We start from the raw sequence: 26587 nt of genomic DNA on the forward strand, positions 1-26587 counted from the left end.
TGGGTTCAAGCTCACTCTCCTTGGCCAGGACGGCAGCCTGCAGCGCCGCACGATCCGGTTTCCCCGCTGCAGTCAGCGGGAGGGACGCTGTCCGGAAAAGTGACCGCGGGACCTTTCCCACCGGCAGAAGTTGTTTCAGCCGGGCCCGCAGCACCGGCACGTTGATAGCGGTACCTCCGGGCGCCTCGATCACGGCGGCGAGGACAGCACCACGTCCGGCGTTCGGAACACCGACCACGACGGCGGACGGGTAGCCGGCCTCGGTCAGGGCTGCCTCGACCTCGGCCGGATAGACATTGGTACCGGCGACGACCACCATGTCGCCGTTCCGCCCGGTCAGATGCAGGGCACCGTCGTCGTCAATCCAGCCGCGGTCCTGGACCGTCACCCAGTCCCCGTGCCGCTGGAACGCGCGACCGTCATCGCCGAACAGGTATCCCTCGATGGCCGTGTCAGTCCGGACGAAGATCGTCCCTGGCCGGTTCTCCGGCGTGGCGCCGTCGCGCTCTATCCGGAGGTGCACGCCCGGAAAGGGGCGTCCGACATTGTCCCCGGCGTTGCCGTCCACGCGTCTGGCGGTGACGATGCTGAGCTCTGATGCCCCGTAGTACTCAAAGATCCGTGCGGCGGGTGCCGCGCGGCCGATGATCGCTGCTTCCGCCGGGGACAGCCGGGACCCGCCCGAGACGACCGTGCGCAGGTGGGGCAGTGTTCCCGTCGTGCGGTCGAGTGCGATCCGTAAGGCGGAAGGGACTGCCACGAGGTGCTCGATCCGTTCGGTGCGCAGGATCTCCGCCAGATGCGGGCCTTTCGCGGATGCCGCCCCGGGTGCCGGGGCATGAAAGGTCGCACCGGCGAAGAGGCACTCCGCCAGAGCGTACAGGCTGAGGCTGGCCGCCAACGGACCCGGCGCGAGCACGCGGAGGCCGGGGGCGACACCGAACCAGTCAACGCTCCGTTCCAGGGACCGCGACCACGAGCCCACGGTACGTACAAATCCTTTCGGGACGCCGGACGTGCCGGATGTGAATCCGCAGTAGAAGCGGGCGCCGGCCGGCGCCTCTCCCAGGGGCGGCGCATCGCCCCTGTGCTCCGCTCCGCCGGTGAGGATCGCTGCCGGCCTCAGTTCATCGAGGACCCTGACGCGAAGCGCATCGGGCCAGGCCGGGTCGAGAACGGCGGCGCACCTGCCCCGCCCGACGAGGGCGGTGAATGCGACAGTGAACTCGAGCGGATCGGCAATGTCGACGCCGATGAGGTTCCCCGCCGGCAGCCGCAGGCGGGCTGCACGCATAGTAAGCTCGCCGTAACTCAATCTACGGTCACCAACAACGACGGCGGCGCGCATGGGTTCGGTCGCAGCGAAGTGGAGCAGACGATTGATGAAGGGCATAAGCGAACGAACTTCCTCTTCTGGAGGTACGCAAAACGTTAGTACATTGGTGCCCATGTCCAGCACTTCGGCGGCGCTGCGTTTCAGCCACAATGAAACCCCTGTTGTCCTATGACGGCAGAGATCCGGATCGTCCAGGGCGACATCACCACCCAGACTGTTGACGCCGTCGTGAATGCGGCGAATTCAGCCCTGCTCGGGGGCGGCGGGGTTGACGGCGCCATTCATGCCGCAGCCGGCCCGGACCTACTGGAGGCCTGCCGTGCTCTCCGCCGCGATTCGCTTCCTGACGGACTGCCGGTCGGTCACGCAGTAGCGACCCCCGGCTTCAGGCTCCCGGCGCGCTGGATCATCCATACCGTCGGGCCAAACCGCCATGCCGGTCAGACCGACCCGGCTTTGCTGGAATCCTGTTTCCGCCGCAGCCTCGATGTAGCGGACGAACTCGAGGCCCGCTCCATCGCCTTCCCGGCGATCAGCGCTGGCATCTTCGGCTGGGATCCGGAAGAGGTGGCCGGGGCAGCGTTCACAGCCGTCGCAGATTACGACGGCGGCGTCCGGGAGATCAGGTTCGTCCTGTTCTCCGCCGGCCTTGCTCAAACCTTCCGAAAGGTGCACGCGAACCGCACCGTCTGACACGAGCACAGGATCCGACCCAATGCAGAAAGGGCGGCAGCGCACAGTGCGCTGCCGCCCCCTTCCGGGCAGAACGGTCGTAAGAGACCCGCTAGATGTTGAAGCCGAGGGCGCGCATCTGGTCGCGTCCGTCCTCGGTGATGCGCTCCGGGCCCCACGGCGGCATCCAGACCCAGTTCAGCCTCCAGTCGTCGACTGTTCCATCCAGCGCCTGTCCGACCTGCTCCTCGATCACATCGGTGAGAGGGCATGCGGCGGTGGTGAGGGTCATGTCAATCAGGAGAGCGCCGTCGTCGGCATACTTCAGGCCGTACAGGAGGCCCAGGTCGACGATGTTCACACCGAGCTCCGGGTCGATGACGTCCTTCAGCGACTCTTCAACATCCTCAAGGGACGTCTGTGCTGCATTCACATCGCTCATGTGGAGGAGCCTTTCTCTCTCGGAATGCGGTGGTCAGGCGCCGGCGGTTGCGGTACCGGGAACGAGGAAGCGGTCGTAGCCTTCTTCCTCAAGGCGGTCGGCGAGCTCCGGGCCACCCTCCTCGGCGATGCGTCCGTCAACGAAGACGTGTACGAAGTCCGGCTTGATGTAACGAAGGATACGCGTGTAGTGGGTGATGAGCAGCGTGCCCATCTTGCCCTTGCTGTGCTCACGGTTGACGCCCTCCGAGACAACCTTCAGCGCGTCGACGTCAAGGCCGGAGTCGGTCTCGTCCAGGATCGCGAACTTCGGCTTGAACAGTTCAAGCTGAAGGATCTCCACGCGCTTCTTCTCGCCGCCGGAGAAGCCCTCGTTGACGTTGCGCTGGGCGAAGTCTGCGTCGATGCGCAGCTGCGTCATTGCTTCCTTGACGTCCTTGGTCCAGTGGCGGAGGCTCGGAGCCTCACCGTCGAGCGCAGTCTTGGCGGTGCGCAGGAAGTTCGTCATGGTGACGCCCGGAACCTCGACGGGGTACTGCATCGCGAGGAAGAGACCGGCGCGGGCGCGCTCGTCCACGCTCATCTCGAGGACGTTTTCACCGTCGAGGGTGATGGAGCCGCTGTCCACGGTGTACCGCGGGTGGCCCGCGATCGTGGAGGCGAGGGTGGACTTGCCGGAGCCGTTCGGGCCCATGATGGCGTGGGTCTCACCGGTGTTGATGGTCAGGCTGACGCCTTTGAGGATGGGCTTGGTGCCCTGTTCCGTCTCGATGCTGACGTGCAGATCCTTGATCTCAAGGGTGGACATCTGGAATTTCTCCTTTGCATCCTGCATGCGCAGGGTTGCTCAAATATTCGGAAGTGTTAGCTGTGTGCTGGTTCAGCCGCGGTCTGGGACGGGGGCCGAGTTGATCACGGTAGTGACGTCCACGTAGACCTCTTCACCGTGGATCTCCAGGGCGAACACAGGCACAGGTTCGTAGGCCGGCAGCTGAAGCGGCATACCGGTACGCAGGTCGAACTGGGAACCGTGTCCCCAGCATTCGATCCTGCAGCCTTCAACATCCCCTTCGGACAGGGAAATATCGGCATGTGAACAGGTATCCCCAATGGCGTGGATACCGCCGTCGGAGTCCTTCACGATGGCCACCGGGTAGTCGTCGATCAGGATCCGCAGAGCCTGCTTCACCTCGATGTCGTTCACGTTGCAGACCAGCTCGCCCTTCGGCGATGATTCGTTCGACGGTGATTCTGTCATCAGTAGTTCCCTGCAGCCAGCTCGCGTTCCACGGCTTCCGTGAGACGCTCTTCCAGGACGGGGACCTTGATCTGCTGAATGACCTCATTGAGGAATCCCCGCACCACCAGGCGGCGTGCGGTTTTTTCATCGATGCCTCGGGCCATCAGGTAGAACAGGTGCTCGTCGTCGAAACGGCCGGTGGCGCTTGCGTGGCCGGCACCCTCGATCAGGCCTGTTTCGATCTCGAGGTTTGGCACGGAATCGGACCGCGCACCATCGGTCAGCACCAGGTTGCGGTTGACCTCGTAGGTGTCCGTTCCTTCTGCTTCCTTCCGGATCAGGACGTCGCCCACCCAGACGGTGTGTGCGTCCTTGCCCTGCAGCGCGCCCTTGTACGTGACGCGGGACTTGCAGTTCGGTACGGCGTGATCCACCAGCAGTCGCTGCTCAAGGTGCTGTCCGGCATCGGCGAAGTACAGACCGTACATCTCGACCTCGGAGCCGGGAGCGGTGAAGAACGACGACGGCGTCAGGCGCACCAGGTCGCCGCCGAGGCTGACCACGACGTGCTTGAAACGTGCGTCGCGGCCCACCTTCGCCTGCTGCGAGGAAACGTGAACGGCGTCGTCGTCCCATTCCTGCACGCTCACCACAGTGAGCTCAGCGCCGTCGCCCACGACGATCTCGACGTTCTGGGCAAGGACGGTGCTGCCGTGGTGGTCGAGGACGACCACGGCGCGCGAGAACCGGCGAGCGTCGATGATCAGGTGCTGGGCAGCCGGGGCGTTGTCGCTTCCGCGCACGCTCACGGTCACCTCGCAGTCAGCAACGGTCTCCTCGGGAATGGTAACCACTGTTGCGGTAGTGACGGCTTCCCAGGCGGCGGCGGAGACCCGGTCCTCGGGAACGGCTGCCGAGCCGAACCGTGCGTCGTCCCGGCTGACGGTCTCAACCTGAATGTTCGAAGCGCCAGTGACGGTGACCGAGGGGCCCTCACCGGTCAGCGGGGCGGAGTCCAGCCCGCGCAGGCGCTTGAGCGGCGTGAACCGCCAGTCCTCCTCGCGGCCGGTCAGTGGAGCGAAATCGGCCAGGCGGTAGGACTTCAGCCGCTCTCCGCGTGACGCCTCGGGCACGACTGGCTCGTCGCCGTGGCTATGGCGGCGCGCACCATGCTGTTCGGTGCCGGTGTTCAGCGGAGAGAGGTTCTCGCCCTCCTCGGTGAAGCCGTCGATGGCAATCTTCTCGGCGCTTGACGGGGCCCCGACCCGGGCCTTCTCATCGCTCAGGCTTTCGGACAAGTCAGGGCTCAACTGTGAGGTTTCGGCCATTAGCCTACGGCTCCTTCCATCTGGAGTTCGATCAAGCGGTTCAGTTCGAGGGCGTACTCCATGGGGAGTTCACGCGCAATGGGCTCGATGAATCCGCGAACGATCATCGCCATCGCCTCATCCTCGGGCATGCCGCGGGACATGAGGTAGAACAACTGCTCCTCGCTGACGCGGGAGACGGTAGCTTCGTGGCCCATGGTGACGTCATCTTCGCGGATGTCCACGTACGGATACGTGTCAGACCGGGAAATGGTGTCAACGAGCAGCGCGTCACAGCGCACCGTGTTAGCGGAGTGCGAGGCGCCCTCCCGGACCTGGACGAGGCCGCGGTAGGCTGCGCGTCCGCCGCCGCGTGCAACCGACTTGGAAATGATCGAGGACTTGGTGTTCGGCGCAATGTGCACCATCTTCGACCCGGTGTCCTGGTGCTGGCCCTCGCCTGCGAAGGCGATCGAGAGCGTCTCACCCTTGGCATGCTCGCCTACCAGGTAGACGGCCGGGTACTTCATGGTGACCTTCGAGCCGATGTTTCCGTCGATCCACTCCATGGTGGCGCCCTCGTGCGCGATGGCGCGCTTGGTGACGAGGTTGTAGACGTTGTTGGACCAGTTCTGGATGGTGGTGTAGCGAACGCGGGCGTTCTTCTTCACGATGATCTCTACTACGGCGGAGTGCAGCGAGTCCGACGTGTAAATCGGCGCTGTGCAGCCCTCGATGTAGTGAACGTAGGAGCCCTCGTCGGCGATGATGAGCGTCCGCTCGAACTGGCCCATGTTCTCGGTATTGATCCGGAAATATGCCTGCAGCGGGATCTCCACATGCACGCCCGGGGGAACGTAGACGAAGGAGCCGCCGGACCATACAGCGGTGTTCAGCGAGCCGAACTTGTTGTCGCCCACAGGAATGACCGAACCGAAGTACTCCTCGAAGAATTCGGGGTGCTCGCGCAGCGCTGTGTCGGTGTCCATGAAGATGACACCCTGACGCTCGAGTTCCTCGTTGATCTGGTGGTAGACAACCTCGGACTCGTACTGGGCAGCGACGCCAGCAACAAGGCGGTTACGCTCAGCCTCGGGGATACCAAGCTTCTCGTAGGTGTTCTTGATGTCCTCGGGCAGCTCTTCCCAGCTGGTGGCCTGCTTCTCGGTGGAGCGCACGAAGTACTTGATGTTGTCGAAATCAATCCCCGACAGGTCCGCACCCCATGCGGGCATGGGCTTACGGTCGAAGTACTTCAGGCCCTTGAGCCGCATGTCGAGCATCCACTCGGGCTCGTTCTTCTTGGCGGAGATGTCGCGAACGACCTCTTCATTAAGACCGCGCTTGGCGTTGGCACCGACGTCGTTCTTGTCGGCCCAGCCGTACTCGTAGTTGCCGATGCCGTGAAGCTCCGGGTTCCTCTCGAGGATGTCGCTGATCACTCCTGCCGGCACGGCGTCGGGAACCAATGCCTTCTGATCTGTCTGATCCGTCATCACGGCCTTCCTTGCTGATGGTTGGAGACGTTTGTTGAGAATGGGTGAGGCGCCGGTTCAACGGCACCCGGTGGCGGGCTGCCGGAAAGACCGGCGCGCGCTATCCGGCCAATAGGTATGTGGGTGGTGCAGACATGTCCGCCACTTGCCAGGGTCGATAGCCTCCGGACGTCCACGCCGAGGAGGCGGGCAAACACTTCCGTCTCCTGCTCGCAGAATTCCGGAAAAGCGGACGCTAGTTCCTGGATCGGACAGTGCCCCTGGCAGAGCTGCACGCTCAACATGGCGGCATTCGGCGCGTTACGTCCGATCTCCCGGGTGGAGCCCACAAACCCGTCCTGGCTCAGGGATTCTGCCAGCGCAGCTGCCTTGTCTTCAATGCGGTCGCCTGCTGATTCCACAACGGGTCGATACCGCTGCTCCATGTCGGCGAACCGGCTGGCTGCAAACTGGCGAACGGCGTCGGGCCCTGCCGCTTCCCGCAACTGACCTAAAGCGGCTTGCGCAATATGCAGATAATCATTGCCGAGCCTCGTCTGACCGCGCTGGCTCAGCACGTATCGCCGCGCCGGCCGCCCGGCGCCCGGTGAGGGGTTGCCGATCACCTTGACTTCGATGAGGCCGTCGCGGGACAGGGCGTCCAGGTGCCGCCGGACGGCTGCCGGGGTGTAGCCCAGCCGGTCGCCCAGCTCTGCGGCGCTGACCGGCCCGTGCTCCAGCACCGCGGAAAGTACCTTGTCCCTGGTGCGCTCGTCGACGGAGCGCCGCGAATCGGCGTCGTCGGTCCCACTGATAGCGGCGGCTGCCCTGGCCTGCCCGGACACCACTGAATGTGACATCGCGAGGCCTCCTTAGGGTTCGCCGGGAAAAGAGCCGGGCGGCACCCGACCAATTAAGACAACATAAGCGTGCCCTAATCTATTCCAGATCCTCACCCGCTTCCAGTAAGGCGAGGCTACCCACGGAAAGGAGCCCACCCAGTTACTACGTGGCGTAGAATTATGCGGTGCCTCCCTCCTCCCCCGCCGTCGAAGTGAGCGGACTTGTCAAGGACTTCGGCCCGGTCCCATCCCTCGACGGCAAGATGATCCGGGTGCTCGACGGCGTCAGCCTGCGCGCTGACAAAGGCCGCGTTACCGCGTTGCTCGGGGCCAACGGAGCAGGTAAGACCACCACCCTCGAATGCGCTCAGGGCCTGCAGAAGGCCAGCGGAGGAACCGTCCGCCTGCTGGGCGAGGACCCCTGGCGTGCCGGTGCCGACCTGCGCAGCCGGGTGGGGATCATGCTCCAGGAAGGCGGCCTACCCCCCGCTGTCCGGCCCCTGCCCTTGCTGCGCCACATCGCCGGCATGTATTCCGCGCCTCGGGATGTTGACGACCTGGCCACCAGGCTCGGTCTCCACTCCTTTGCGCGCACCACCGTGCGGCGCCTTTCAGGCGGCCAGAAACAACGGCTCGCCCTCGCGTGCGCGCTCGTCGGAAACCCCGAAGTGTTGTTTCTGGACGAGCCGAGCGCCGGCCTCGACCCGCAGTCCCGCAACATCGTGTTCGAGCTGATCAACGAGCTCCGCACGGAAGGTCTCGCTATCATCCTGACCACCCACCTCCTCGATGACGCGCAGAGACTCGCCGACTACGTGTACATCATCGACCAGGGCCAGACCGTCCGGCAGGGAACGGTCGCCGAGTTGACCGCTCACGCCTCAGACGCCGCCCGCGAGCTGAAGTTCGAAGCCTCGGCCCGCCTGCCGCTGCCCACTGCCCGCCTTCCGCACCTCGAGGTCATCGAATGCGCACCGGGCCAGTACCAGGTCAGCGGCGCACTGACGCCGAAGGACCTCGCGGTGCTGGCATCCTGGTGGGCCGAGGAGGGCATCCTCCCTTCCTCTATCTCCCTGACCTCCCGCTCACTCGAAGACGTATTCTTGGACATCTCAGGACGGAGCATCCGATGAGCGCATCCCCGCTGACGGTGCGCGTACTGCAGCACGGAAAATATGAGACTGTTGCCATGCTCCGCAACGGCGAGCAGCTTGTTCTTGCCATTGTGCTGCCGATGCTCGCCCTCGCGGCGATCGCCGTAACGCCGTTCTTCGATGTCCTGGGCGTGCCCCGGCTTGGGACCGGAACTCCCGGAGTGATTGCGCTGTGTGTCCTGTCCACGGCCTTCACCGGGCAGGGAATCGCGACGGGATTCGACCGCCGGTACGGCGTGCTTCGCTTCCTTTCCACCACGCCCCTGGGCCGCAGCGGACTGATCCTCGGCAAGATTCTCGCCGTCGGCGCTGTGCTCGCTCTTCAGCTAGTGGTCATCTGCACGACGGCGGTACTGCTCGGTTGGGAACCGCCCCTTACCGGAGTTCTCCCGGCGCTTCTGATGCTGATCCCGGGAATCGGGGCCTTCACTGCGCTCGGGCTGCTGATAGCGGGCACCCTCCGGCCTGAGGCAACCCTGGCCGTAACGAACCTGGCCTGGGTCCTGCTTGCTGCCGTAGGAGGCACGATCATTCCCCGCAGTACCCTGCCGGATGCCATCGAGCCCATCGTTGCAATTCTGCCGTCCGCTGCCCTCGGCGACGGCCTTAGGGCTGCACTGACATCCGGCACGTTTGATTTCCTGTCCTTCGCACTGCTCAGCGGATGGGCTGTCGTCGTGGGATTGGCCGCCGTCCGCTGGTTCAAATGGAGTTAGGAACATGACTCAGCTCTCCCCCGCTCGCGTAACCGACCGTCTGCCAAGAACGGTCACGCCGACCGTGCGCATACTGGCGCTGGCCTCGCTCATCTCCCAGATCCTCATTGTCGTCACCGGTGGTGCGGTTCGGTTGACCGCCTCCGGACTCGGCTGCCCCGAGTGGCCGCGATGCACAGCGGATTCCATGGTCACTACGGCCGAGATGGGTATCCACGGAGTGATCGAGTTCGGTAACCGCCTGCTCACGTTCGTCCTGACCGCCATCGCGATCGCCATGCTCGTTTCCCTTTGGAACATGCGCAAGACCCGTCGCGACCTCTTCATTCCCGCTGTCCTGCTTCTGGCGGGCATCCCTGCCCAGGCGGTTGTCGGCGGGATTACGGTTCTGACCCAGCTCAATCCATGGGTCGTCGGCTGGCACTTCGTCATCTCCATGGTCCTGATTGCCGTGGCCACAGTACTGGTGAACCGGAGCAGGCTTTCCAGCGCAGAGACTGCTGCCGATAACCCACCCCGCGCCACTCCCTTACTCCGGCAGCTCCTCGGCGCAGCCGCGGTGCTGGTGGCCGTCGCGGTGCTGCTCGGCGTCGTTGTCACGGGCTCCGGACCTCACGCGGGCGACGCCGGTGCGGCCCGCAACAACCTCAACCCCGACCTGATGACCCGTATCCACGCAGCGCCGGTGTACCTGCTGGTCCTGACCGTGCTCGTCCTGGTGGTGGCCGCATACCGGCTCCGGGTCGCCCCTCGGCTGAAAGCCGCGCTGGTTCTCCTTGCCGTCGTCGTGTTCGCACAGGGTGGGATCGGCTACCTGCAGCACTTCCTTCACCTGCCGGTCGCACTGGTCGCGCTGCACATGCTCGGTGCTTCACTGCTGACCGCAGCAATGGCCCACGCTGTCTATGTCGGCTATACGCGCCGCACGGTTGACGAGCTATCCCAGGTCAGCTGAGGGTCAGCGCAGAACGCCGTCCTCGACGTCGTCGAACGCCTCCGCCAGCCGAGCGAGATCCCGCTGCTCGCTGCCGGCAATCGGAAGCAGTGGTCGGCGAGGATCGCCGGCATCCACTCCGCACGCCCTGCCCAGGGCATGGAGACCGCTGAGCTTCCGGAGACGCTGGACTGCCTGAACCACTGGGACAAGGCGGGAACGCTCGGCGGCGATGCGGGCGGAGTCCCCTTGGAGGACAGCAGCTCGAAAGGCAAGATAACTTGCCGGCAGCAACGCGGCCAGGCCGGTATGCCAGGCATCCGCCGCCACCTCGCCGGTCGCAATGAGTGAGTCCCCGCTGACGCCATGGCTCAGTGGCCGATCCAGGGATCCGCGCAGCCGCGCCGAGCGCTGGGCGAACTCGGCGGGCGTGGCAGCCGTGTCCTTGAACGCTACGAGCGTGGGTACGTGCGCCAGCCGGGCTACCAGTTCGACGTCGATGGAGAACTGCGTGGTGGACGGGTTGTTGTAGAGGCAGATGGGCAGCGTGGTCGCGGACGCCGCCTCTTCCACCAGTGCCACGAGTTCGTCGTCGGTCAGCGGCAGGTAGGACACCGGTGAAATCACCACCCCATCAGCTCCCAGCTGTTCGGCGGCGCGCGCACCGGCGACGACTTCGCGGGTGGCGACTGCGCTGATTCCTGCCGCAACGGGCATCCGGCCCGCAGCCGCTTCAATTGCCTTCGCCAGAACCTGCTTGCGCTCCTCGGCATCGAGATACGCGAAGCTGCCCGAAGATCCGAGGACAGCGATCGAGTCGACCCCGGATTGAGCGAGACGGTCAACGAGCAAGGCAAGCTCCGCTGAGTTCACCGCACCGTCAGCGTCGAAGGGTGTCAGTGGGTACGCAACGACTCCGGTGAAGACCATCCCACCATCCTAGGCGGAGGATGGGGCCGCCTCAGGAAGCGAAGACGGAGGCACCGACGAACGGGTCGATCGCCAGGGCCAGGAACAGCACCGTGAGGTAGCTGATTGATCCGTGGAAGACCTTCATTGCCCCTTTGCCGGTCACTGTCCCTGCACGGGCAGCGGAGTGCAGCTTGTGCGACTCGAGAATGAACCATCCGCCGCCGACCAGCGCTGCAACGGTATAGACCCAGCCGGCACCGCCAACCGGAATGAGCAGGAGCGAACAGACCACCGTGGCCCACGCATAAAGGACCACCTGCACGGAGACGATCCCCGCTCCCGCGATAGCGCCCAGCATGGGAACATTCGCGGCGTTGTAGTCATCGCTGTATTTCATGGACAGGGGCCAGTAATGGGGCGGAGTCCACAGGAAAATGACGAGGAACAGTACGACGGCGGGCCATTCCACCGTTTCCGTTACCGCAGCCCACGCGATGAGCACAGGCATGCAGCCCGCGGCACCACCCCACACGATATTCTGCGCGGTCCGCCGCTTCAGGATGAGCGTGTAGATGACCACGTAGAAAAAGATTGCGGCGACTCCCAGCCACGCCGCCAGGGGGTTGGCTCCCAACCATAGGATGGCCACAGCGGCCACGCCGAGCGCCCAGGCGAAGATCAAAGCTTCCCGCGGTGTCACCTCGCCGGTAACCAGCGGACGGTTGACCGTGCGGTTCATGACCTTGTCGATGTCCCGGTCGAGATAACAGTTGAAAGCGCCCGCGCTGCCTGCGGCAAACGCTCCGCCGACCATGGTGGCGAGCACGAGGCCGAGCGACGGGAACCCGCCCTGGGCAAAGATCATGGTGGGCAGAGTTGTCACCAGCAGCAGTTCAATGACCCGGGGTTTGGTGAGTGCCAAATACGCCCGGAGCTTGCGGGATACGCCGCCGCCTGCCTGATGCACGCTGGGCGCAACTGCCGCCTGGTGGAAATTCACGGAGGGATGCTCTGCTTCTCTTTGTGAGGTTAAAGTCCTCCGCCATCATACCCGGTCGTTGTGTCTTTTTTACAGTTCGTAGAAAACGACCGGATGGATGCGGCGGGTACGCGCCGCCGTCGTTCGTGTCCTTGTGTGACCCTTCACAAAAGTCCGTTCCGCGCATATCCGGACGCGAAAGCGCTAAGGTGACATATATCGCCTGGATCACTTCCGCACGCCGGGATACACGAACAGATACCGCAGGGAACGCCCTTTGGAACTTGTCAGTACTACCACGACGTGCGTCGTATCGGGTTTGGTCGAATCGCAGCAGTATTCAAGATTTCAACGGTGAACGGCCGGCTGGCCGCGGGACTTTCGCGTCCGTGGCGCAGTCCCACTCGGCGCCGCGGCGCTGGCCGTGACGTAAAGAGAGGGGCCCGGTGAACGTGCCACAGCTGGAAAATCAGGAACTCGACTGGAATGAACTGGATGAGCGCGCAGTAGACGCAATTCGCGTACTCGCTGCCGATGCCGTGGAGAAGGTCGGCAACGGACACCCGGGAACGGCGATGAGCCTCGCCCCGGCGGCCTACCTTCTGTTCCAGAAGTTCATGCGTCATGATCCGACTGACCCGGAGTGGACCGGCCGCGACCGTTTCGTGCTTTCCCCCGGCCACACTTCGCTCACCCTGTATATCCAGCTCTTCCTTTCCGGATACGGCCTGGAGCTTGATGACCTGAAGGCGCTGCGCACCTGGGGCTCCCAAACCCCGGGCCACCCGGAATACCGCCACACCGCGGGCGTCGAAATCACCACCGGTCCCCTGGGACAGGGTCTCGCCTCCTCCGTAGGGTTCGCCTATGCTCAGCGCCGCATGCGCGGGCTGCTGGATCCGGAAGCACCCCAGGGCGAGAGCCCGTTCGACCACACCATCTGGGTGATCGCTTCCGACGGCGACCTGCAGGAAGGCGTCACCTCCGAGGCGAGCTCCCTTGCCGGCCATCAGGAACTCGGCAACCTCGTGGTGATTTACGACGAGAACCACATCTCGATCGAAGATGACACCGACATCGCCTTCACCGAAGACGTCCTTGGCCGGTACGCGGCCTACGGCTGGCACACGCAGCGGGTGGACTGGACCAAGACCGGCGAATATGTCGAAGATGTCGCAGAGCTCTACAACGCCCTGACCGCTGCGAAGGCTGAAACCACACGGCCCTCCATCATCTCGCTGCGCACCATCATCGGTTGGCCCGCCCCGAACAAGCAGAACACCGGGAAGATCCACGGTTCCGCCCTCGGCAAGGATGAAGTTGCCGCACTCAAGTCCGCTCTGGGAATGGACCCGCAGAAGGACTTCCAGATCGACGACGAGGTACTCGCCCACGCGCGGAAGGTCGTGGATCGCGGTCAGGACGCCCGCAAGGGCTGGGAAGAGACGTTCGACGCCTGGAAGGCCGCCAACCCGGACAGCTCAGCACTGCTCGACCGCATTTCGGCACGTGAGCTTCCCGAAGGCTGGGAATCGAGCCTTCCTGAGTTCGAAGCCGGCAAGGATGTGTCGACCCGCGCAGCGTCCGGCAAGGTGCTCAACGCCATCGGCCCGGTACTGCCCGAGCTGTGGGGCGGATCAGCGGACCTCGCCGAGTCGAACAACACCACGATCGAAGGCTCTCCGTCCTTCGTTCCCGCGAGCAAGCAGACTGATGCCTGGTCGGGGAACCCGTACGGCCGCGTCCTCCACTTCGGCATCCGCGAGCACGCCGCGGCCGCAATCGTGAACGGCATCGTGATGCACAGCAGCACCCGCGCGTTCTCCGGCACTTTCCTCATCTTCAGTGACTACCAGCGACCCGCCATCAGGCTCGGCGCGCTCATGGGAGTTCCGGCGATCTACGTGTGGACGCACGACTCCATCGGCTTGGGCGAAGACGGCCCGACTCACCAGCCGGTCGAACAGCTCGCCTCGCTGCGGGCCATTCCCGGTCTGGATGTTGTCCGGCCGGGTGACGCCAACGAAGTTGCGATCGCGTGGCGCACCATCCTGGAGAACACCTCCAATCCCGCAGGCATCGTTCTCACCCGCCAGAACATCCCCACTTGGGAACGCGGTGAAGGGGCCGCCAGCGGCGACACGTTCGCGTCCGCCGAGGGTGTTGCGAAGGGCGCATACGTGCTCGCCGAAGCACCGAACGGCGACCCTGACGTCATCCTGATCGCCACCGGGTCCGAGGTTCAGTTGGCCGTTGAAGCACGGGCTGTCCTGCAAAAGGACGGCATCGCTGCGCGCGTTGTGTCCCTCCCCTGCCTTGAGTGGTTCAACAAGCAGGATGAGTCCTACCGGGAATCAGTCCTGCCCTCCACCATCCGGGCCCGCGTTTCCGTCGAAGCCGGTATTGCGCAGGGCTGGCGCGAACTCGTAGGTGACGCCGGAAAGTCAGTATCGCTGGAGCACTTCGGTGCGTCGGCTGACTACAAAACCCTCTTCCGCGAGTTCGGCATCACCACCGAAGCCGTGGTCGAGGCTGCCCGCGAATCGATCGCTGCCTCGGGAACGCGCAACGCTCCCGAGGGAACGGCCGCCGCTGCCGGCGCCTCAGCCTCAGCTACCGGCGACCGCCTCTAGCAATCCCTCACCGAACAGCACATTCCACCCTGGATCAAGGAGAAACCATGACTCCCACCCCTACCGCCGCCCTCTCGCAAGCCGGCGTATCCATCTGGCTGGATGACCTCTCCCGTGAGCGGATCACCACCGGAACCCTGAAAGCACTCATCACCGAGCGCGACGTCGTCGGCGTCACCACCAACCCGAGCATCTTTGCCGCTGCATTGAAGAACGGCGAGTCGTACTCGGCACAGGTCAAACAGCTTGCTGCGAACGGCGCGGATGTCGATACCGCGGTCTTCGAGATCACCACCACCGACGTTGCGCAGGCCTGTGACATCTTCGCCCCGGTGGCGGAGAAGACCAACGGTGTCGACGGCCGAGTGTCCATTGAGGTCGACCCCCGGCTCGCCCGCGACACTGCCGGTACCATCACAGAGGCCCGCCACCTCTTCGACGCCGTCGGCCGCTCCAACGTGCACATCAAAATCCCGGCCACGGCCGAGGGCCTCGAGGCGATCACGGCAACTCTGGCTGCCGGTATCAGCGTCAACGTGACCCTGATCTTCTCCCTGGAGCGTTACCGCGAGGTCATCAACGCCTTCATGCTCGGCCTCGAGCAGGCGAAGGATAATGGGCATGATCTGGCCACCATCCACTCGGTTGCGTCGTTCTTCGTCTCGCGTGTCGATGCTGAAATCGACAAGCGACTCGATGCGCTGGGCACCGACGAGGCCTCCGCGCTCCGCGGCAAGGCAGGTTTGGCCAATGCGCGTCTGGCCTACGAAGTCTATGAGGAAGCCTTCAGCTCCGAGCGCTGGAAGGTGCTCGCATCGGCTGGTGCCCACCCGCAGCGTCCGCTCTGGGCGTCCACCGGGGTGAAGGATCCGGCTTACCCGGACACCCTCTACGTCACGGGCCTCGTTGCGCAGGGCGTAGTCAACACCATGCCGGAGAAGACACTCGAAGCTACGGCTGACCACGGGGAGATCACCGGTGACACGGTGACGGGAACGTACGCCGAGTCAAACGAGATCCTGGATCGCCTGGAGACAATCGGCATTTCCTACAAGGAGGTCGTTCACCTCCTCGAGGAGGAAGGCCTGGACAAGTTCGTCGCGAGCTGGGGCGAACTGCTCGAGACGGTTACCACGGCGCTCGATTCCGCAAAGGGCTGAAGCACCATGGCCACCCTCTTTGTCAACGCATCCGGGGCCGCCGCTGAAGCGATCGAGCGAGCCATACCGGAACTCGTGGAGGAGCAGGTTGCCTCCCGGATCATGGCCAAGGACGCCACCCTGTGGGGCCCGGAGTCCACGTCCGAGGCATCCGTGCGGTTGGGCTGGGTCGATCTCATTGACGCATCGCGCGCTCTGCTGCCCGAAATCGAGCAGCTGCAGCGCGACCTTTCGGACGAGGGGGTGAACCATATCGTCCTCTGCGGGATGGGTGGATCTTCCCTCGCCCCTGAGGTCATCACGCGATCAGCGGGAGTGGAACTGACCGTACTTGACTCGACAGACCCGGCGCAGGTCCGTGCAGCCTTGGCTGACCGGATCGAAAGCACAGCGATCGTGGTGTCCTCGAAGTCGGGCTCCACCGTGGAGACGGACTCCCAGCGCCGCGCGTTCGAGCAGGCTTTCGCCGACGCCGGGGTCGACGCCAAGAGCAGGGTCATCATCGTCACGGACCCCGGCTCGCCCCTCGACGAGTCCGCCCGTGCAGCAGGTTACCGTGCAGTCTTCAACGCGGATCCGAACGTGGGCGGCCGGTACTCTGCGCTCACGGCGTTCGGGCTCGTGCCCTCGGGGCTGGCCGGCGCGGATATCGCGACGCTGCTGGATGACGCGGAGTCGATCTCCGAGTTCCTGGCCGACGACGACGCCGGGAACGTCGGACTGCGCCTCGGCGCCGTGCTTGGCGGCACACTGCCGCTGCGCGACAAGATCGTCTTTGTCGATGAGGGATCCGGAATCGTCGGTTTAGGCGATTGGGTGGAACAGCTCATCGCCGAATCCACCGGCAAGCTGGGTACCGGCGTCCTTCCCGTGGTTGTCGAGCAGGACGCTCCGGAACTCTCATCCGGCGCCACGGACGTCCTGGCTGTCCATCTCGTTTCGCCCGAGTGGAGCACAGAGCCGTCCGGGGATGCCATAGCCGTCGGTGGAACGCTTGGCAGTCAGCTGCTGGTGTGGGAATTCGCAACCGCCGTTGCCGGCAGGCTCCTCGGCATCAACCCGTTTGACCAGCCGGACGTCGAGGCGGCCAAGCAGGCCGCCCGCGGGCTGCTTGATGCCCAGCCGGCGGCCTCGGCGCCGAACTTCGTGGACGGTGCTGTTGAGGTTCGCGGAAGCGCAGCCCTCCTGGGATCGGCGACCACCGTCGGTGAAGCACTTGAGGCGCTTTTCGGAACGCTTGAGCCGAATGGGTACCTCGCGGTACACGCGTACCTCGACCGCATTGCGGAGGCACCCCTCGCAGAGGTGAGGCCTGCGCTGGCGCGGGCTACCGGGCGCCCGGTGACGTTCGGCTGGGGGCCCCGCTTCCTCCATTCGACGGGTCAGTTCCATAAGGGCGGTACGGCGGTGGGCACGTTCCTCCAGGTCACAGGAGCCACAACCGAAGATTTGGAGATCCCTGAGCGGCCGTTCACCTTCGGGGAGCTGATAGCTGCTCAGGCAGCGGGAGACGCGCAGGTTCTGGAGGATGCCGGGCGACCGGTCCTCAGACTGCACCTGGCGGACCGGGCTGCGGGCCTCAAGCAGCTTCGCGACGTCGTCGAGCACTTGTCCGGTCGATCAGTTGAAAACGGAAACGGGTAGATGCCTGACAACAGCGCCAAATCCAGGAACCCACTGCGCGACCCACGGGACCGACGGCTCAGCCGAATCGCCGGTCCCGCTTCCCTGGTCCTGTTCGGTGTAACGGGAGATCTGGCCCGCAAGAAGCTGATGCCGGCGGTTTACGATCTCGCGAACCGCGGTCTGCTGCCCCCGAGCTTCGCCCTGGTCGGCTTCGGGCGCAGGGAATGGAGCGATGAGGACTTCGCACAGGAAGTGCTGTCCTCGGTGAAGCAGTATGCCCGCACACCGTTCGATGAGTCGGTCTGGGAGCAGCTCTCTGCGGGCGTCCGGTTCGTCCAGGGCAACTTCGACGACGACGACGCCTTCGTTGAGCTGAAGAAGACCGTGGAGGAGCTTGATTCCACGCGCGGAACCCGCGGCAACCACGCCTTCTACCTTTCCATCCCTCCCAAGGCATTCGAACTCGTGTGCCAGAAGCTTTCGGAGCACGGTCTCGCACAGCCCGAAGAAGGCAAATGGCGCCGAGTGGTGATCGAGAAGCCCTTCGGGCACAACCTTGAGTCCGCACGCGAACTGAACGCCATAGTCGAGCAGGTGTTCCCGCCCGACGCCGTCTTCCGCATCGATCACTACCTGGGCAAGGAAACGGTCCAGAACATCCTTGCGCTACGGTTCGCCAACCAGCTTTTTGAGCCGCTCTGGAACGCCAACTATGTTGACCACGTCCAGATCACCATGGCAGAAGACATCGGCATCGGCGGCAGGGCCGGCTATTACGATGGCGTGGGCGCGGCCCGCGACGTCATCCAGAATCACCTGCTGCAGCTGCTGGCGCTCACGGCCATGGAAGAACCCATCTCCTTCAACGCTGAGGATCTTCGTGCCGAGAAGGAGAAGGTCCTTGCGGCAGTGAAACTTCCTGAGGATCTGTCCACCCACTCCGCACGCGGACAGTACGACGGCGGCTGGCAGGGCGGGGAACTGGTCAACGGCTTCCTGGACGAAGACGGAATCCCCGAAGATTCCATGACGGAAACCTACGCCGCCATCAGGCTCGACATCAACACCAGGCGCTGGAGCGGTGTGCCGTTCTACCTGCGCGCCGGCAAGCGGCTGGGCCGCCGCGTGACAGAAATCGCCGTCGTCTTCAAGCGTGCACCGAACCTCCTTTTCCGCGACCACGGCGAGGATGATTTCGGCCAGAATGCAGTGGTCATCCGTGTTCAGCCCGATGAGGGCGCCACCATCCGTTTCGGATCCAAGGTTCCCGGGACGCAGATGGAAGTGCGGGACGTGACCATGGACTTCGGGTACGGCCACTCGTTCACGGAGTCCAGCCCAGAAGCCTACGAACGCCTGATTCTGGACGTCCTGCTGGGGGAACCCCCTCTGTTCCCGCGTCATCAGGAGGTGGAGTTGTCCTGGAAGATCCTTGACCCGTTCGAGGATTACTGGGCCACCCTCTCGTCAGCTCCTGAGAAGTACATCCCCGGCAGCTGGGGACCGGACTCCGCTGATGAATTGCTCGCGCGCGACGGAAGGACGTGGAGGCGGCCATGATCGTCGATCTTCCTGATACAACGACGTCCAAGGTTTCCAAGGAAATCATGACCATGCGGGACAAGGGCGGAGTGGTAGCCCTTGGTCGGGTACTCACGCTCGTGGTCATCACCCGTTCAGGGCATGAAGAGGAGGCGATCCTCGCTGCGAACGAAGCCAGTCGTGAACATCCGTGCCGCATCATTGTGCTCGCGGAAGGCGGAGACGCCGAGGAGACGCGGCTTGATGCGCAGATTCGTGTAGGAGGCGACGCGGGTGCTTCCGAGGTTATCGTTCTGCGCGGCTATGGTGAGCTCGCCGGGGAAAGCGAATCGCTGGTTTCCGCGCTCCTGCTTCCCGATGCCCCGATCGTCGCGTGGTGGCCGCGCGGCATTCCCGATGCGGCCGCTCGGACGTCGATCGGCAGCATCGCCCACCGACGCATCACCGATTCGGCGAACGAACCGGACCCTACGGCTGCGCTGTTCAACATCCGGCGGACATACGAAGCCGGCGACACGGATCTCGCGTGGACCAGGTTGACCAACTGGCGGATCCAGCTCGCAGCGGTTCTTGAGCAGCTGGACGGATCGCCCATCACCTCGGTGACGGTGGAAGGCGCGTCGGACTCCCCCAGTACCGTGCTGCTGGCAGCCTGGCTGACGCTCTCCCTTGATACGCCGGTGTCGATTGTGGCCGGCGAGCCGGGGACCGGCCTGCACCGGGTGCGCCTGTCGCGTCCGGCGGGCGACGTCGAGCTCGACCGACCGCGACGGTCTGTGGCGGAGCTGCATCAGCCCGACCAGCCCGTGCAGAAAATTTCCCTACCACGGCGCAGCCTGCAAGACTGTCTCGCGGAAGAGTTGCGGCGCCTCGACCCCGATGATGTTTTCGGGGAAGTGATTACCGAGGGCCTGGCACGGACCAACTTGAGGAGCGTACGTACCAGTGACCACTGAACCCAAAGTCAGTATCCATCCTGACGCCGGGCTGCTTGCGGCGTCCGTCGCGGCACGCCTGGTCACGCGCCTCGTGGATGTGCAGAACGAACGAGGGACGGCGACGGTAGTCCTCACGGGCGGAACGCTTGGCATTGGGGCACTGCGCGCAGTGGCGGAGTCGCCGGCGCGGTCAGCGGTTGACTGGTCGGCGGTCGACTTCTGGTGGGGCGATGAGCGGTTCCTGCCCGCAGGGCATGAGGATCGCAACGCTGTCCAGGCACGTGCCGCGCTTCTTGACCAGGTTGGTGTCTCCGAAGACCGCGTGCACGAGTTCGGGACGGCTGACGCCTACAGCAGCCAGGATGACGCCGCTGCAGCCTATGCCTCGGCCTTGCAGGAAGCGGCAGAGAAGGAAGCGGCGCAGGGCATCGAGCTGCGAGACCCCCGGCTGCCCCAGTTCGACATTCTCCTGCTCGGCGTCGGTCCCGACGCCCATGTCGCTTCCCTGTTCCCGGAAATGGCAGGAATTCGCACCAAGGGCCAGACTGTGATCGGCGTGAGCAACGCTCCGAAGCCTCCGCCTGAACGCATCAGCCTCACACTGGAGGCCATCAATTCAGCGGAAGAGGTTTGGCTCGCGGTCGCAGGCAAGGACAAGGCCGGCGCTGTCGGACTTGCACTCGCCGGCGCGGGTCACGTGCAGGTGCCGGCCGCGGGTGCCCGGGGACGGCGGAAGACGCTCTGGCTGATAGACCAGGAGGCCGCCAGCCAGCTGCCCGGACGTTTGATAAATAACGGCGAGTCTGACGCCGACTAAACGGAGTGGCGCTGGCGCACCTGCGCCAGCGCTTCCTCCAGCACTCGGGCTGCTTCAGCTTCAGTGCGACGCTCTTTCACGTACTGCAGATGGCTCTTGAACGGCTCATCACCGTCGATATTGAGCTCTACTCCCGGTGAGCGTCCGGCAGGCCTGCCACAGCGACCGCACTCCCATACTTCGGGGATTTCGGCATCGCTCAATTTGGCGAAGGTCGGCCTCGTCTCATGGCCATCCAGACACCAGTAGCTCACAACCGTACGCTCAGCGGCGCTCTGCCTCCGCTCGGCGTCGAGGTGGCGGCCGGAAGCCTGTGTACTGGAGCCGGAGCCAATACGTGTTCCCTTAAAAGCGTGTCCCGCGTTCACCATGGATTTCTCCCATCAGTACCGCACACGACCTGCGTTTCGAGGTTCAGTGTACGCCCTGAAGTGGTGGACGCGGGATAGCTTGTGGTGCCCTGAAGTTCCGGGTGCCTGCGGAAATCCTGTTTCCGCAGGCCGTGGGTCAGGAGTCTCCGGCGAAGCGCTGAATCAATCCGAGGGCGACAATGACAACACCCCAGGCGAGCCCGAGGGCCACCGTGAACCGGTTGAGGTTGCGCTCTGCGACTCCGGAGGATCCCATGCTGGTGGTCATGCCGCCGCCGAACATGTCGGACATGCCGCCGCCCCGCCCCTTATGAAGCAGGATGAGCAGCGTCAGCAGCAAGCTGGTGATGCCCAGCAATACCAGCAGGATGATACGGAGAATTTCCACGGTGACCTTTCAGCGTGACCTTAGTCGGTCACCAGATGGTGCTCGAACCTGACAATGTTAGCAAACTCATCTACGTCGAGGCTCGCTCCGCCGACGAGGACGCCGTCTACGTCGCGTTCCTTCAGGATTGCGGCAGCGTTGGCGGCCTTGACTGATCCTCCGTAGAGCAGCCGTACACGTGCGGCGACCGACTCGTCGAAAAGCACGGCCAGTTCGGCCCGGATCGCCGCGCACATCTCCTGCGCGTCCGCAGGTCCCGCTACTTCACCGGTTCCGATGGCCCAGACCGGTTCATAGGCGACGACCAGATCAGACGCCTGCTCTGCGCTCAGACCTGCGACGTCCGCCCGGAGCTGGTTCAGTGTGTGCTCCACATGGGTTCCAGCCTGACGGACCTCGAGCCCTTCACCGACACACAGGACCGGCACGAGGTTGTGACGGTAGGCTGCCTGGACCTTCTGAACGAGGAGCTCATCCGACTCGCCGTGGATGGTGCGCCGCTCGGAGTGGCCGACCAGCACGTACGCGCAGCCGAGCTTCTCGAGGAATTGCCCGGAGATGTCTCCGGTGTAGGCGCCCGAGTCGAACGGCGAAAGGTCCTGTCCCCCGTACACAACATCGAGGTCATCGCCCTTTACCAGTGTCTGCACGCCACGAAGATCCGTGAAGGGCGGGAACACTGCTACCTCTACACGCGAGTAGTCATGCTTTGCGTCATCGAGGGTCCACGCGAGCTTCTGCAACAGAGTGATGCCCTGAACATGGTCCAGGTTCATCTTCCAGTTGCCCGCGATCAGTGGACGACGGTCGTAAGTGCCGTTCGTCGAGGAAGTCATAGTTCTCCAGTTCTAGAAGTATTGCCTGTCGCCTTCAGCGCTGCAGCGCGGTCAGGCCCGGGAGTTCCTTGCCCTCAAGGTATTCCAGGCTGGCACCGCCGCCGGTTGAGATGTGGCTGAAACTCGATTCGTCAAACCCGAGCCCCCGGACTGCCGCGGCGGAGTCACCGCCGCCGACCACAGTCAGCGCGCCGTTGCTCGTAGCGTCGGCAAGCGCCTGCGCCACGGCCCTGGTTCCGGCTGCGAACGCGTCGAACTCGAACACGCCCATGGGCCCGTTCCAGAAGACGGTCCGGGCCTCGCCGATATGGCGGGCAAAAGCCTTGCCCGATTCAGGGCCGATATCCAACCCCAGGCCGGAAGCACCATACTGCCCGGTTTCCATCGACTCGGCCGGAAGAGTCTCGCTGCCTGCGTCTGCTGCAAACTTCTCCGCTACCACGATGTCGGTGGGCAGCACGAACTCGGTGCCAGCGTCCTTGGCACGGGCCAAGTAGCCGCGGACTGCGTCGAGTTGGTCCTCTTCCAGCAGGCTGGCACCCACCGAGTGCCCCTGGGCGGCGAGGAACGTGAAGACCATTCCGCCACCGATGAGCAGCCGGTCGGCAGTGCCGATGAGGTTTTCGATGACCGCGAGCTTATCGGACACTTTTGAACCGCCCAGCACGACCACGAAGGGCCGCTCAGGCTCGCTGGTGAGCCGCTGCAGTACGTCAACCTCGGCCTTGACCAGGTCACCCTGATAGGAGGGCAGACGGGACGCGACATCGTAGACACTTGCATGCTTGCGGTGGACCGCTCCGAACGCGTCGTCAACATACGCGCCGTTCTCGCCGGTCAACTGGACGAGCTCGTCCGCAAAAGAGGCACGTTCGGCGTCGTCCTTGCTCGTTTCGCGGGCATCGAACCGGACGTTCTGCAGAACGAGAACACTTCCCTCAGTGAGCGACTGCGCATGTTCGCGCGCGTTCTGGCCGCTGACGTCGTCGGCGAACGCCACCTCGAAGTCGGCAAGCTCGGCCAACTTGTCCACCGCGGGCCTGAGCGAGTACTTTTCCTCGGGCGCGCCCTTGGGGCGGCCGAGGTGGGCCATCACGATGACGGCTGCGCCGGCCTCGGTGAGCTTCTGGAGGACCGGGAGGGATGCACGAATGCGTCCGTCATCGGTCACCCGAAGGTTGGGGAGATCGCCCTCAAGGGGCACGTTCAGGTCCGACCTGACCAGAACGCGCCGCCCGCGGACTCCTTCGCTTAGCAGATCATTCAGGGATGCGTAGCTCACAGTCTTCCTAGGAGAGCTTCGATGCGACGATTTCGGTGAGGTCGACCAGGCGGTTTGAGTAGCCCCACTCGTTGTCGTACCAGGAGACAACCTTCACCTGGTTGCCGATGACCTTGGTAAGGCCGGAATCGAAGATCGAGGAAGCGGGATCGGTGACAATGTCCGAGGAGACGATTGGGTCCTCGGTGTAGGTGAGGTACCCCTTCAGCGGTCCTTCGGCTGCAGCGGCCTTGTACGCAGCATTAACTTCCTCCACGGAAACCTCGCGGCCCACGGTGACTGTGAGGTCGGTCGCGGAGCCGGTGGGCACGGGAACGCGGATGGCGTAGCCGTCAAGCTTGCCCTTGAGTTCCGGGAGGACCAGACCGATTGCCTTTGCAGCCCCGGTGGAGGTGGGAACCATGTTGATGGCCGCTGCACGCGCACGGCGGAGGTCCTTGTGGGGACCGTCCTGGAGATTCTGGTCGGCAGTGTAAGCGTGGATGGTGGTCATCAGTCCGCGCTCGATGCCGAATGCGTCATTGAGCACCTTGGCCAGCGGGCCAAGGCAGTTGGTGGTGCAGGACGCGTTGGAGATGATGTGGTGCGTCTCGGGATCGTACTGATCGTCGTTCACGCCGAGTACGACGGTGATGTCCTCATCGGAGGCGGGAGCCGAAATCAGAACCTTCTTGGCCCCTGCATCGATGTGCTTGCGCGCGTCCGAAGCCTTGGTGAAGAACCCGGTGGACTCGATGACGATGTCTACGCCCAGGTCGGCCCAGGGCAGGTTCGACGGGTCGCGCTCGGCGAGGACCTTGATGGTCTTGCCGTCGACGACAAGGCTGCCATCTGCGACCTCCACGCTGACGCCCAGTCGGCCGGTGACGGAGTCGTACTTCAGCAGGTGTGCAAGCGTCTCGGGGCTGGTGAGGTCGTTGACTGCGACGATTTCGAGGTCTGCGCCCTGTTCCAGGGCCGCGCGGAAGTAGTTGCGCCCAATGCGGCCGAATCCGTTGATTCCGATACGGGTAGTCACTGTTTTCTATCTCCTTGATGGGGGTTGCTGCCGACGGCTGTTGCCCTCAAGAAAGGCGGACCGCTTCGGCGTCTGAAAATCAATGCACCGCACTGTGCGCGTCTTGTGTGAACTTGGAGGTTGCCTCCGCAGAGTGTGACGGAGGCGACATTCATCATAGTACGCACCGGGCGCCTTTCCTGCCCGGACGGGCAGGAAAGGTTACGCCGGGCGTGTCTTGCTACGAGAGAGTGATCAGTCCGCTGGCGTTTGCGCGCGCAGACTCGAACCGGCGGGACACATCCGCCCAGTTCACGATGTTCCAGAACGCCTTGACGTAATCAGCCTTGACGTTGACGTAGTCGAGGTAGAACGCGTGCTCCCACATGTCCAGCATGAGGATGGGGGTGGTTCCGACCGGGACGTTGCCCTGCTGGTCGTACAGTTGCTCGATGACGAGGTTGCCGCCGATCGGCTCCCAGGCGAGCAGCGCCCACCCCGAACCCTGAAGGCTCAGAGCAGCCGCGTTGAAATGCCCGCGGAACGCGTCGAAGGACCCGAAAGCATCATCGAGTGCAGCAGCGAGCTCGCCCTCGGGCTTGTCGCCACCGTCCGGGGAAAGGTTGTTCCAGAAGACGGAGTGGTTGACGTGGCCGCCGGTGTGGAATGCCAGGTCCTTGGACAGCTTGGGGATGTTGGTGAAGTCACCGTTCTGGCGGGCCTCGGCGAGCTGCGCAAGCGCATCATTGGCGCCCTTGACGTAGGCTGCGTGATGCTTGCTGTGGTGCAGCTCCATAATCCGGGCGGAGATGTGCGGCTCAAGCGCCGCGTAGTCATAGTTGAGTTCAGGCAAAACGTATTCGCTCACGAAATCCTCCAGGTCCTGTGTTGCTGATCCGGGCTGCAGCCCGGCTATTGCGTTTCTCCAGGCGAGGCCCCGCAACCTTTGACGGCGCGCAGAGCCCCTTGAAGTTCCATCCTATGCAGGTATTCAGTCATCCAGCATGTCTGCAGTCACATTGGCCTCGGTTCCCGGGATGCCGAGTTCCACTGCGCGTTTGTCCGCCATCGCGAGCAACCGCCGGATGCGGCCGGCAATGGCGTCCTTCGTCATGGGCGGGTCTGCGATGCGCCCGAGCTCGTCGAGGCTTGCCTGCTTGTGCGCTACGCGCAGCTCCCCCGCGTACTTGAGGTGATCCGGCACTTCCTCACCCAGAATCTCCAGGGCACGCTCCACGCGCGCACCGGCAGCGACCGCGGCCTGGGCAGACCGCCGGAGGTTTGCGTCGTCGAAGTTGGCAAGGCGGTTCGCGGTGGCGCGAACTTCCTTGCGCATCCGCCGCTCCTCCCACACCATGAGGGCGTCATGGGCTCCCATCCGGGTGAGCAGGACTGCGATGGTGTCGCCGTCGCGAATCACCACGCGGTCCACACCGCGGACTTCCCGGGCCTTCGCCGTGATGCCGAGCCGGCGCGCCGCCCCGACCAGGGCGAGGGCCGACTCCGGCCCCGGACACGTGACCTCCAGTGCCGAGGAGCGGCCGGGTTCGGTGAGGGATCCGTGGGCCAGGAAAGCGCCACGCCAGACCGCCTCCGCATCGGCGGCAGAACCATTGACGACGACGGACGGCAACCCGCGCACGGGCCTCCCCCGGTTGTCGAGCAACCCGGTTTGCCGTGCCAGCGATTCTCCGTCGCGCACAACGCGGACCACATAGCGGTTCCCCCGCCTCAAGCCGTTGCCTGATACCACGATGATCTCGCTGTTGTGGCCATAGACGTCAGAGATGGCGCTCCGGAGCCTACGAGCGGTTGACGCAAGGTCAACCTCCGCCTCGATGACAATCCGTCCGGAGATGATATGCAGGCCGCCGGCGAAGCGCAGGAGTGCGGAAACCTCAGCCTTGCGTACCGACGATTTTTTGACGTCGAGGTGCGAGAGTTCCTCTTTCACATCCGCGGTCAGCGCCACAGACACCCTCCTAGAAT

The 26587-nt window shown here is 64.2% G+C and carries 26 protein-coding genes; 10 read left to right on the forward strand and 16 right to left on the reverse strand.

Annotation, left to right across the window (positions count from 1 at the left end; all coding sequences use genetic code 11):
* On the reverse strand, positions 1-1393 hold a 1393-nt coding region (locus RIF85_RS06680; RefSeq protein WP_309071138.1), incomplete at its 3' end, for an AMP-binding protein.
* A 111-nt stretch (positions 1394-1504) separates the two neighbouring features.
* Between RIF85_RS06680 and RIF85_RS06685 the strand changes: the two genes are divergently transcribed.
* Entirely contained in the window at positions 1505-2029 is a 525-nt protein-coding gene (locus tag RIF85_RS06685; RefSeq protein ID WP_309071139.1) for an O-acetyl-ADP-ribose deacetylase, read from the forward strand.
* A 91-nt stretch (positions 2030-2120) separates the two neighbouring features.
* On the opposite strand, the gene RIF85_RS06690 is transcribed toward RIF85_RS06685, so the two are convergent.
* From RIF85_RS06690 to RIF85_RS06715, 6 genes are all read right to left on the reverse strand, one after another.
* Positions 2121-2450 (reverse strand): metal-sulfur cluster assembly factor, encoded by a 330-nt coding sequence (locus RIF85_RS06690; protein WP_309071140.1) that lies wholly within the window; start codon positions 2448-2450, stop codon positions 2121-2123.
* A gap of 33 nt (positions 2451-2483) precedes the next feature.
* Positions 2484-3257, reverse strand: a complete 774-nt coding sequence (sufC, locus tag RIF85_RS06695) for a Fe-S cluster assembly ATPase SufC (RefSeq protein ID WP_309071141.1) — start codon at positions 3255-3257, stop codon at positions 2484-2486.
* 72 nt (positions 3258-3329) lie between these two features.
* Positions 3330-3707: a non-heme iron oxygenase ferredoxin subunit gene (locus RIF85_RS06700; protein ID WP_309071142.1), complete on the reverse strand. Its 378-nt coding sequence runs from the start codon at positions 3705-3707 to the stop codon at positions 3330-3332.
* Complete coding sequence (sufD, locus tag RIF85_RS06705) at positions 3707-5017, reverse strand: Fe-S cluster assembly protein SufD (protein ID WP_309071143.1); 1311 nt, start codon at positions 5015-5017, stop codon at positions 3707-3709. The genes RIF85_RS06700 and sufD overlap by 1 nt, the downstream gene beginning before the upstream one ends.
* Complete coding sequence (gene sufB / locus RIF85_RS06710; protein ID WP_309071144.1) at positions 5017-6492, reverse strand: Fe-S cluster assembly protein SufB; 1476 nt, start codon at positions 6490-6492, stop codon at positions 5017-5019. Before sufB ends, sufD begins: the two co-directional genes overlap by 1 nt.
* A complete protein-coding gene (locus tag RIF85_RS06715) occupies positions 6492-7331 on the reverse strand; it encodes a helix-turn-helix domain-containing protein (RefSeq protein WP_309071145.1) in 840 nt (279 codons plus the stop codon). Before RIF85_RS06715 ends, sufB begins: the two co-directional genes overlap by 1 nt.
* A 167-nt stretch (positions 7332-7498) precedes the next feature.
* Here RIF85_RS06715 and RIF85_RS06720 point away from each other — a divergent pair, with 167 nt between their 5' ends.
* Genes RIF85_RS06720 through RIF85_RS06730 form a run of 3 tightly spaced genes read left to right on the forward strand, consistent with a single transcriptional unit; the run spans position 7499 to position 10138 of the window.
* Positions 7499-8446 (forward strand): ABC transporter ATP-binding protein, encoded by a 948-nt coding sequence (locus tag RIF85_RS06720; RefSeq protein ID WP_309071146.1) that lies wholly within the window; start codon positions 7499-7501, stop codon positions 8444-8446.
* Positions 8443-9183: an ABC transporter permease gene (locus RIF85_RS06725; RefSeq protein WP_309071147.1), complete on the forward strand. Its 741-nt coding sequence runs from the start codon at positions 8443-8445 to the stop codon at positions 9181-9183. Before RIF85_RS06720 ends, RIF85_RS06725 begins: the two co-directional genes overlap by 4 nt.
* Positions 9184-9187: 4 nt before the next feature.
* Complete coding sequence (locus RIF85_RS06730; RefSeq protein WP_309071148.1) at positions 9188-10138, forward strand: COX15/CtaA family protein; 951 nt, start codon at positions 9188-9190, stop codon at positions 10136-10138.
* Positions 10139-10141: 3 nt separating this feature from the next.
* Here RIF85_RS06730 and RIF85_RS06735 read toward each other — a convergent pair whose 3' ends face one another.
* Together RIF85_RS06735 and RIF85_RS06740 are read right to left on the reverse strand one after the other, a co-directional pair.
* Positions 10142-11047 (reverse strand): dihydrodipicolinate synthase family protein, encoded by a 906-nt coding sequence (locus tag RIF85_RS06735; protein ID WP_309071149.1) that lies wholly within the window; start codon positions 11045-11047, stop codon positions 10142-10144.
* Between the two features lie 31 nt (positions 11048-11078).
* Complete coding sequence (locus RIF85_RS06740) at positions 11079-12029, reverse strand: heme o synthase (RefSeq protein ID WP_309071150.1); 951 nt, start codon at positions 12027-12029, stop codon at positions 11079-11081.
* Positions 12030-12469: 440 nt separating this feature from the next.
* Here RIF85_RS06740 and tkt point away from each other — a divergent pair, with 440 nt between their 5' ends.
* Genes tkt through pgl form a run of 6 tightly spaced genes read left to right on the forward strand, consistent with a single transcriptional unit; the run spans position 12470 to position 20724 of the window.
* Positions 12470-14641, forward strand: a complete 2172-nt coding sequence (gene tkt, locus RIF85_RS06745; protein WP_309071161.1) for a transketolase — start codon at positions 12470-12472, stop codon at positions 14639-14641.
* Between the two features lie 47 nt (positions 14642-14688).
* Complete coding sequence (tal, locus tag RIF85_RS06750; RefSeq protein WP_309071151.1) at positions 14689-15801, forward strand: transaldolase; 1113 nt, start codon at positions 14689-14691, stop codon at positions 15799-15801.
* Positions 15802-15807: 6 nt separating this feature from the next.
* Positions 15808-17445 carry a glucose-6-phosphate isomerase gene (locus RIF85_RS06755; protein WP_309071152.1) on the forward strand — a complete coding sequence of 546 codons (1638 nt, stop codon included), beginning with the start codon at positions 15808-15810 and terminating at the stop codon, positions 17443-17445.
* Positions 17446-18987, forward strand: coding sequence for a glucose-6-phosphate dehydrogenase (gene zwf / locus RIF85_RS06760; RefSeq protein ID WP_309071153.1), 1542 nt, complete (start codon positions 17446-17448; stop codon positions 18985-18987). It abuts the gene before it with no gap.
* A complete protein-coding gene (locus RIF85_RS06765) occupies positions 18984-19925 on the forward strand; it encodes a glucose-6-phosphate dehydrogenase assembly protein OpcA (RefSeq protein WP_309071154.1) in 942 nt (313 codons plus the stop codon). Before zwf ends, RIF85_RS06765 begins: the two co-directional genes overlap by 4 nt.
* Positions 19915-20724: a 6-phosphogluconolactonase gene (gene pgl, locus RIF85_RS06770; protein WP_309071155.1), complete on the forward strand. Its 810-nt coding sequence runs from the start codon at positions 19915-19917 to the stop codon at positions 20722-20724. The genes RIF85_RS06765 and pgl overlap by 11 nt, the downstream gene beginning before the upstream one ends.
* Here the strand turns inward: pgl and RIF85_RS06775 are convergent.
* From RIF85_RS06775 to whiA, 7 genes are all read right to left on the reverse strand, one after another.
* The gene (locus RIF85_RS06775; protein ID WP_309071156.1) at positions 20721-21095 is read right to left on the reverse strand and encodes an RNA polymerase-binding protein RbpA; all 375 of its coding nucleotides are present in this window, start codon (positions 21093-21095) and stop codon (positions 20721-20723) included. The genes pgl and RIF85_RS06775 overlap by 4 nt on opposite strands.
* Before the next feature lie 136 nt (positions 21096-21231).
* Positions 21232-21483: a preprotein translocase subunit SecG gene (secG, locus tag RIF85_RS06780; protein ID WP_026543639.1), complete on the reverse strand. Its 252-nt coding sequence runs from the start codon at positions 21481-21483 to the stop codon at positions 21232-21234.
* A gap of 20 nt (positions 21484-21503) precedes the next feature.
* Complete coding sequence (tpiA, locus tag RIF85_RS06785) at positions 21504-22319, reverse strand: triose-phosphate isomerase (RefSeq protein WP_309071157.1); 816 nt, start codon at positions 22317-22319, stop codon at positions 21504-21506.
* Between the two features lie 34 nt (positions 22320-22353).
* A complete protein-coding gene (locus RIF85_RS06790; RefSeq protein ID WP_309071158.1) occupies positions 22354-23601 on the reverse strand; it encodes a phosphoglycerate kinase in 1248 nt (415 codons plus the stop codon).
* A 7-nt stretch (positions 23602-23608) separates the two neighbouring features.
* Complete coding sequence (gene gap / locus RIF85_RS06795; protein ID WP_309071159.1) at positions 23609-24619, reverse strand: type I glyceraldehyde-3-phosphate dehydrogenase; 1011 nt, start codon at positions 24617-24619, stop codon at positions 23609-23611.
* Between the two features lie 220 nt (positions 24620-24839).
* A complete protein-coding gene (locus RIF85_RS06800) occupies positions 24840-25466 on the reverse strand; it encodes a superoxide dismutase (protein ID WP_309071160.1) in 627 nt (208 codons plus the stop codon).
* Between the two features lie 123 nt (positions 25467-25589).
* A complete protein-coding gene (gene whiA, locus RIF85_RS06805; RefSeq protein ID WP_309071162.1) occupies positions 25590-26570 on the reverse strand; it encodes a DNA-binding protein WhiA in 981 nt (326 codons plus the stop codon).
* Positions 26571-26587 lie beyond the last annotated feature (17 nt).

Origin of the sequence: Arthrobacter sp., from assembly GCF_031179385.1 — a bacterium.
GTDB lineage: Bacteria > Actinomycetota > Actinomycetes > Actinomycetales > Micrococcaceae > Arthrobacter_D.

What these genes read in the sequence shown, in the direction of transcription:
- RIF85_RS06685 (WP_309071139.1), top strand. Translation starts at nt 1,505, where the DNA reads ATGACGGCAGAGATCCGGATCGTCCAGGGCGACATCACCACCCAGACT.
- RIF85_RS06690 (WP_309071140.1), bottom strand. Translation starts at nt 2,450, where the DNA reads ATGAGCGATGTGAATGCAGCACAGACGTCCCTTGAGGATGTTGAAGAG.
- sufC (WP_309071141.1), bottom strand. Translation starts at nt 3,257, where the DNA reads ATGTCCACCCTTGAGATCAAGGATCTGCACGTCAGCATCGAGACGGAA.
- RIF85_RS06700 (WP_309071142.1), bottom strand. Translation starts at nt 3,707, where the DNA reads ATGACAGAATCACCGTCGAACGAATCATCGCCGAAGGGCGAGCTGGTC.
- sufD (WP_309071143.1), bottom strand. Translation starts at nt 5,017, where the DNA reads ATGGCCGAAACCTCACAGTTGAGCCCTGACTTGTCCGAAAGCCTGAGC.
- sufB (WP_309071144.1), bottom strand. Translation starts at nt 6,492, where the DNA reads ATGACGGATCAGACAGATCAGAAGGCATTGGTTCCCGACGCCGTGCCG.
- RIF85_RS06715 (WP_309071145.1), bottom strand. Translation starts at nt 7,331, where the DNA reads ATGTCACATTCAGTGGTGTCCGGGCAGGCCAGGGCAGCCGCCGCTATC.
- RIF85_RS06725 (WP_309071147.1), top strand. Translation starts at nt 8,443, where the DNA reads ATGAGCGCATCCCCGCTGACGGTGCGCGTACTGCAGCACGGAAAATAT.
- RIF85_RS06730 (WP_309071148.1), top strand. Translation starts at nt 9,188, where the DNA reads ATGACTCAGCTCTCCCCCGCTCGCGTAACCGACCGTCTGCCAAGAACG.
- RIF85_RS06735 (WP_309071149.1), bottom strand. Translation starts at nt 11,047, where the DNA reads ATGGTCTTCACCGGAGTCGTTGCGTACCCACTGACACCCTTCGACGCT.
- tal (WP_309071151.1), top strand. Translation starts at nt 14,689, where the DNA reads ATGACTCCCACCCCTACCGCCGCCCTCTCGCAAGCCGGCGTATCCATC.
- RIF85_RS06755 (WP_309071152.1), top strand. Translation starts at nt 15,808, where the DNA reads ATGGCCACCCTCTTTGTCAACGCATCCGGGGCCGCCGCTGAAGCGATC.
- zwf (WP_309071153.1), top strand. Translation starts at nt 17,446, where the DNA reads ATGCCTGACAACAGCGCCAAATCCAGGAACCCACTGCGCGACCCACGG.
- RIF85_RS06765 (WP_309071154.1), top strand. Translation starts at nt 18,984, where the DNA reads ATGATCGTCGATCTTCCTGATACAACGACGTCCAAGGTTTCCAAGGAA.
- RIF85_RS06775 (WP_309071156.1), bottom strand. Translation starts at nt 21,095, where the DNA reads ATGGTGAACGCGGGACACGCTTTTAAGGGAACACGTATTGGCTCCGGC.
- tpiA (WP_309071157.1), bottom strand. Translation starts at nt 22,319, where the DNA reads ATGACTTCCTCGACGAACGGCACTTACGACCGTCGTCCACTGATCGCG.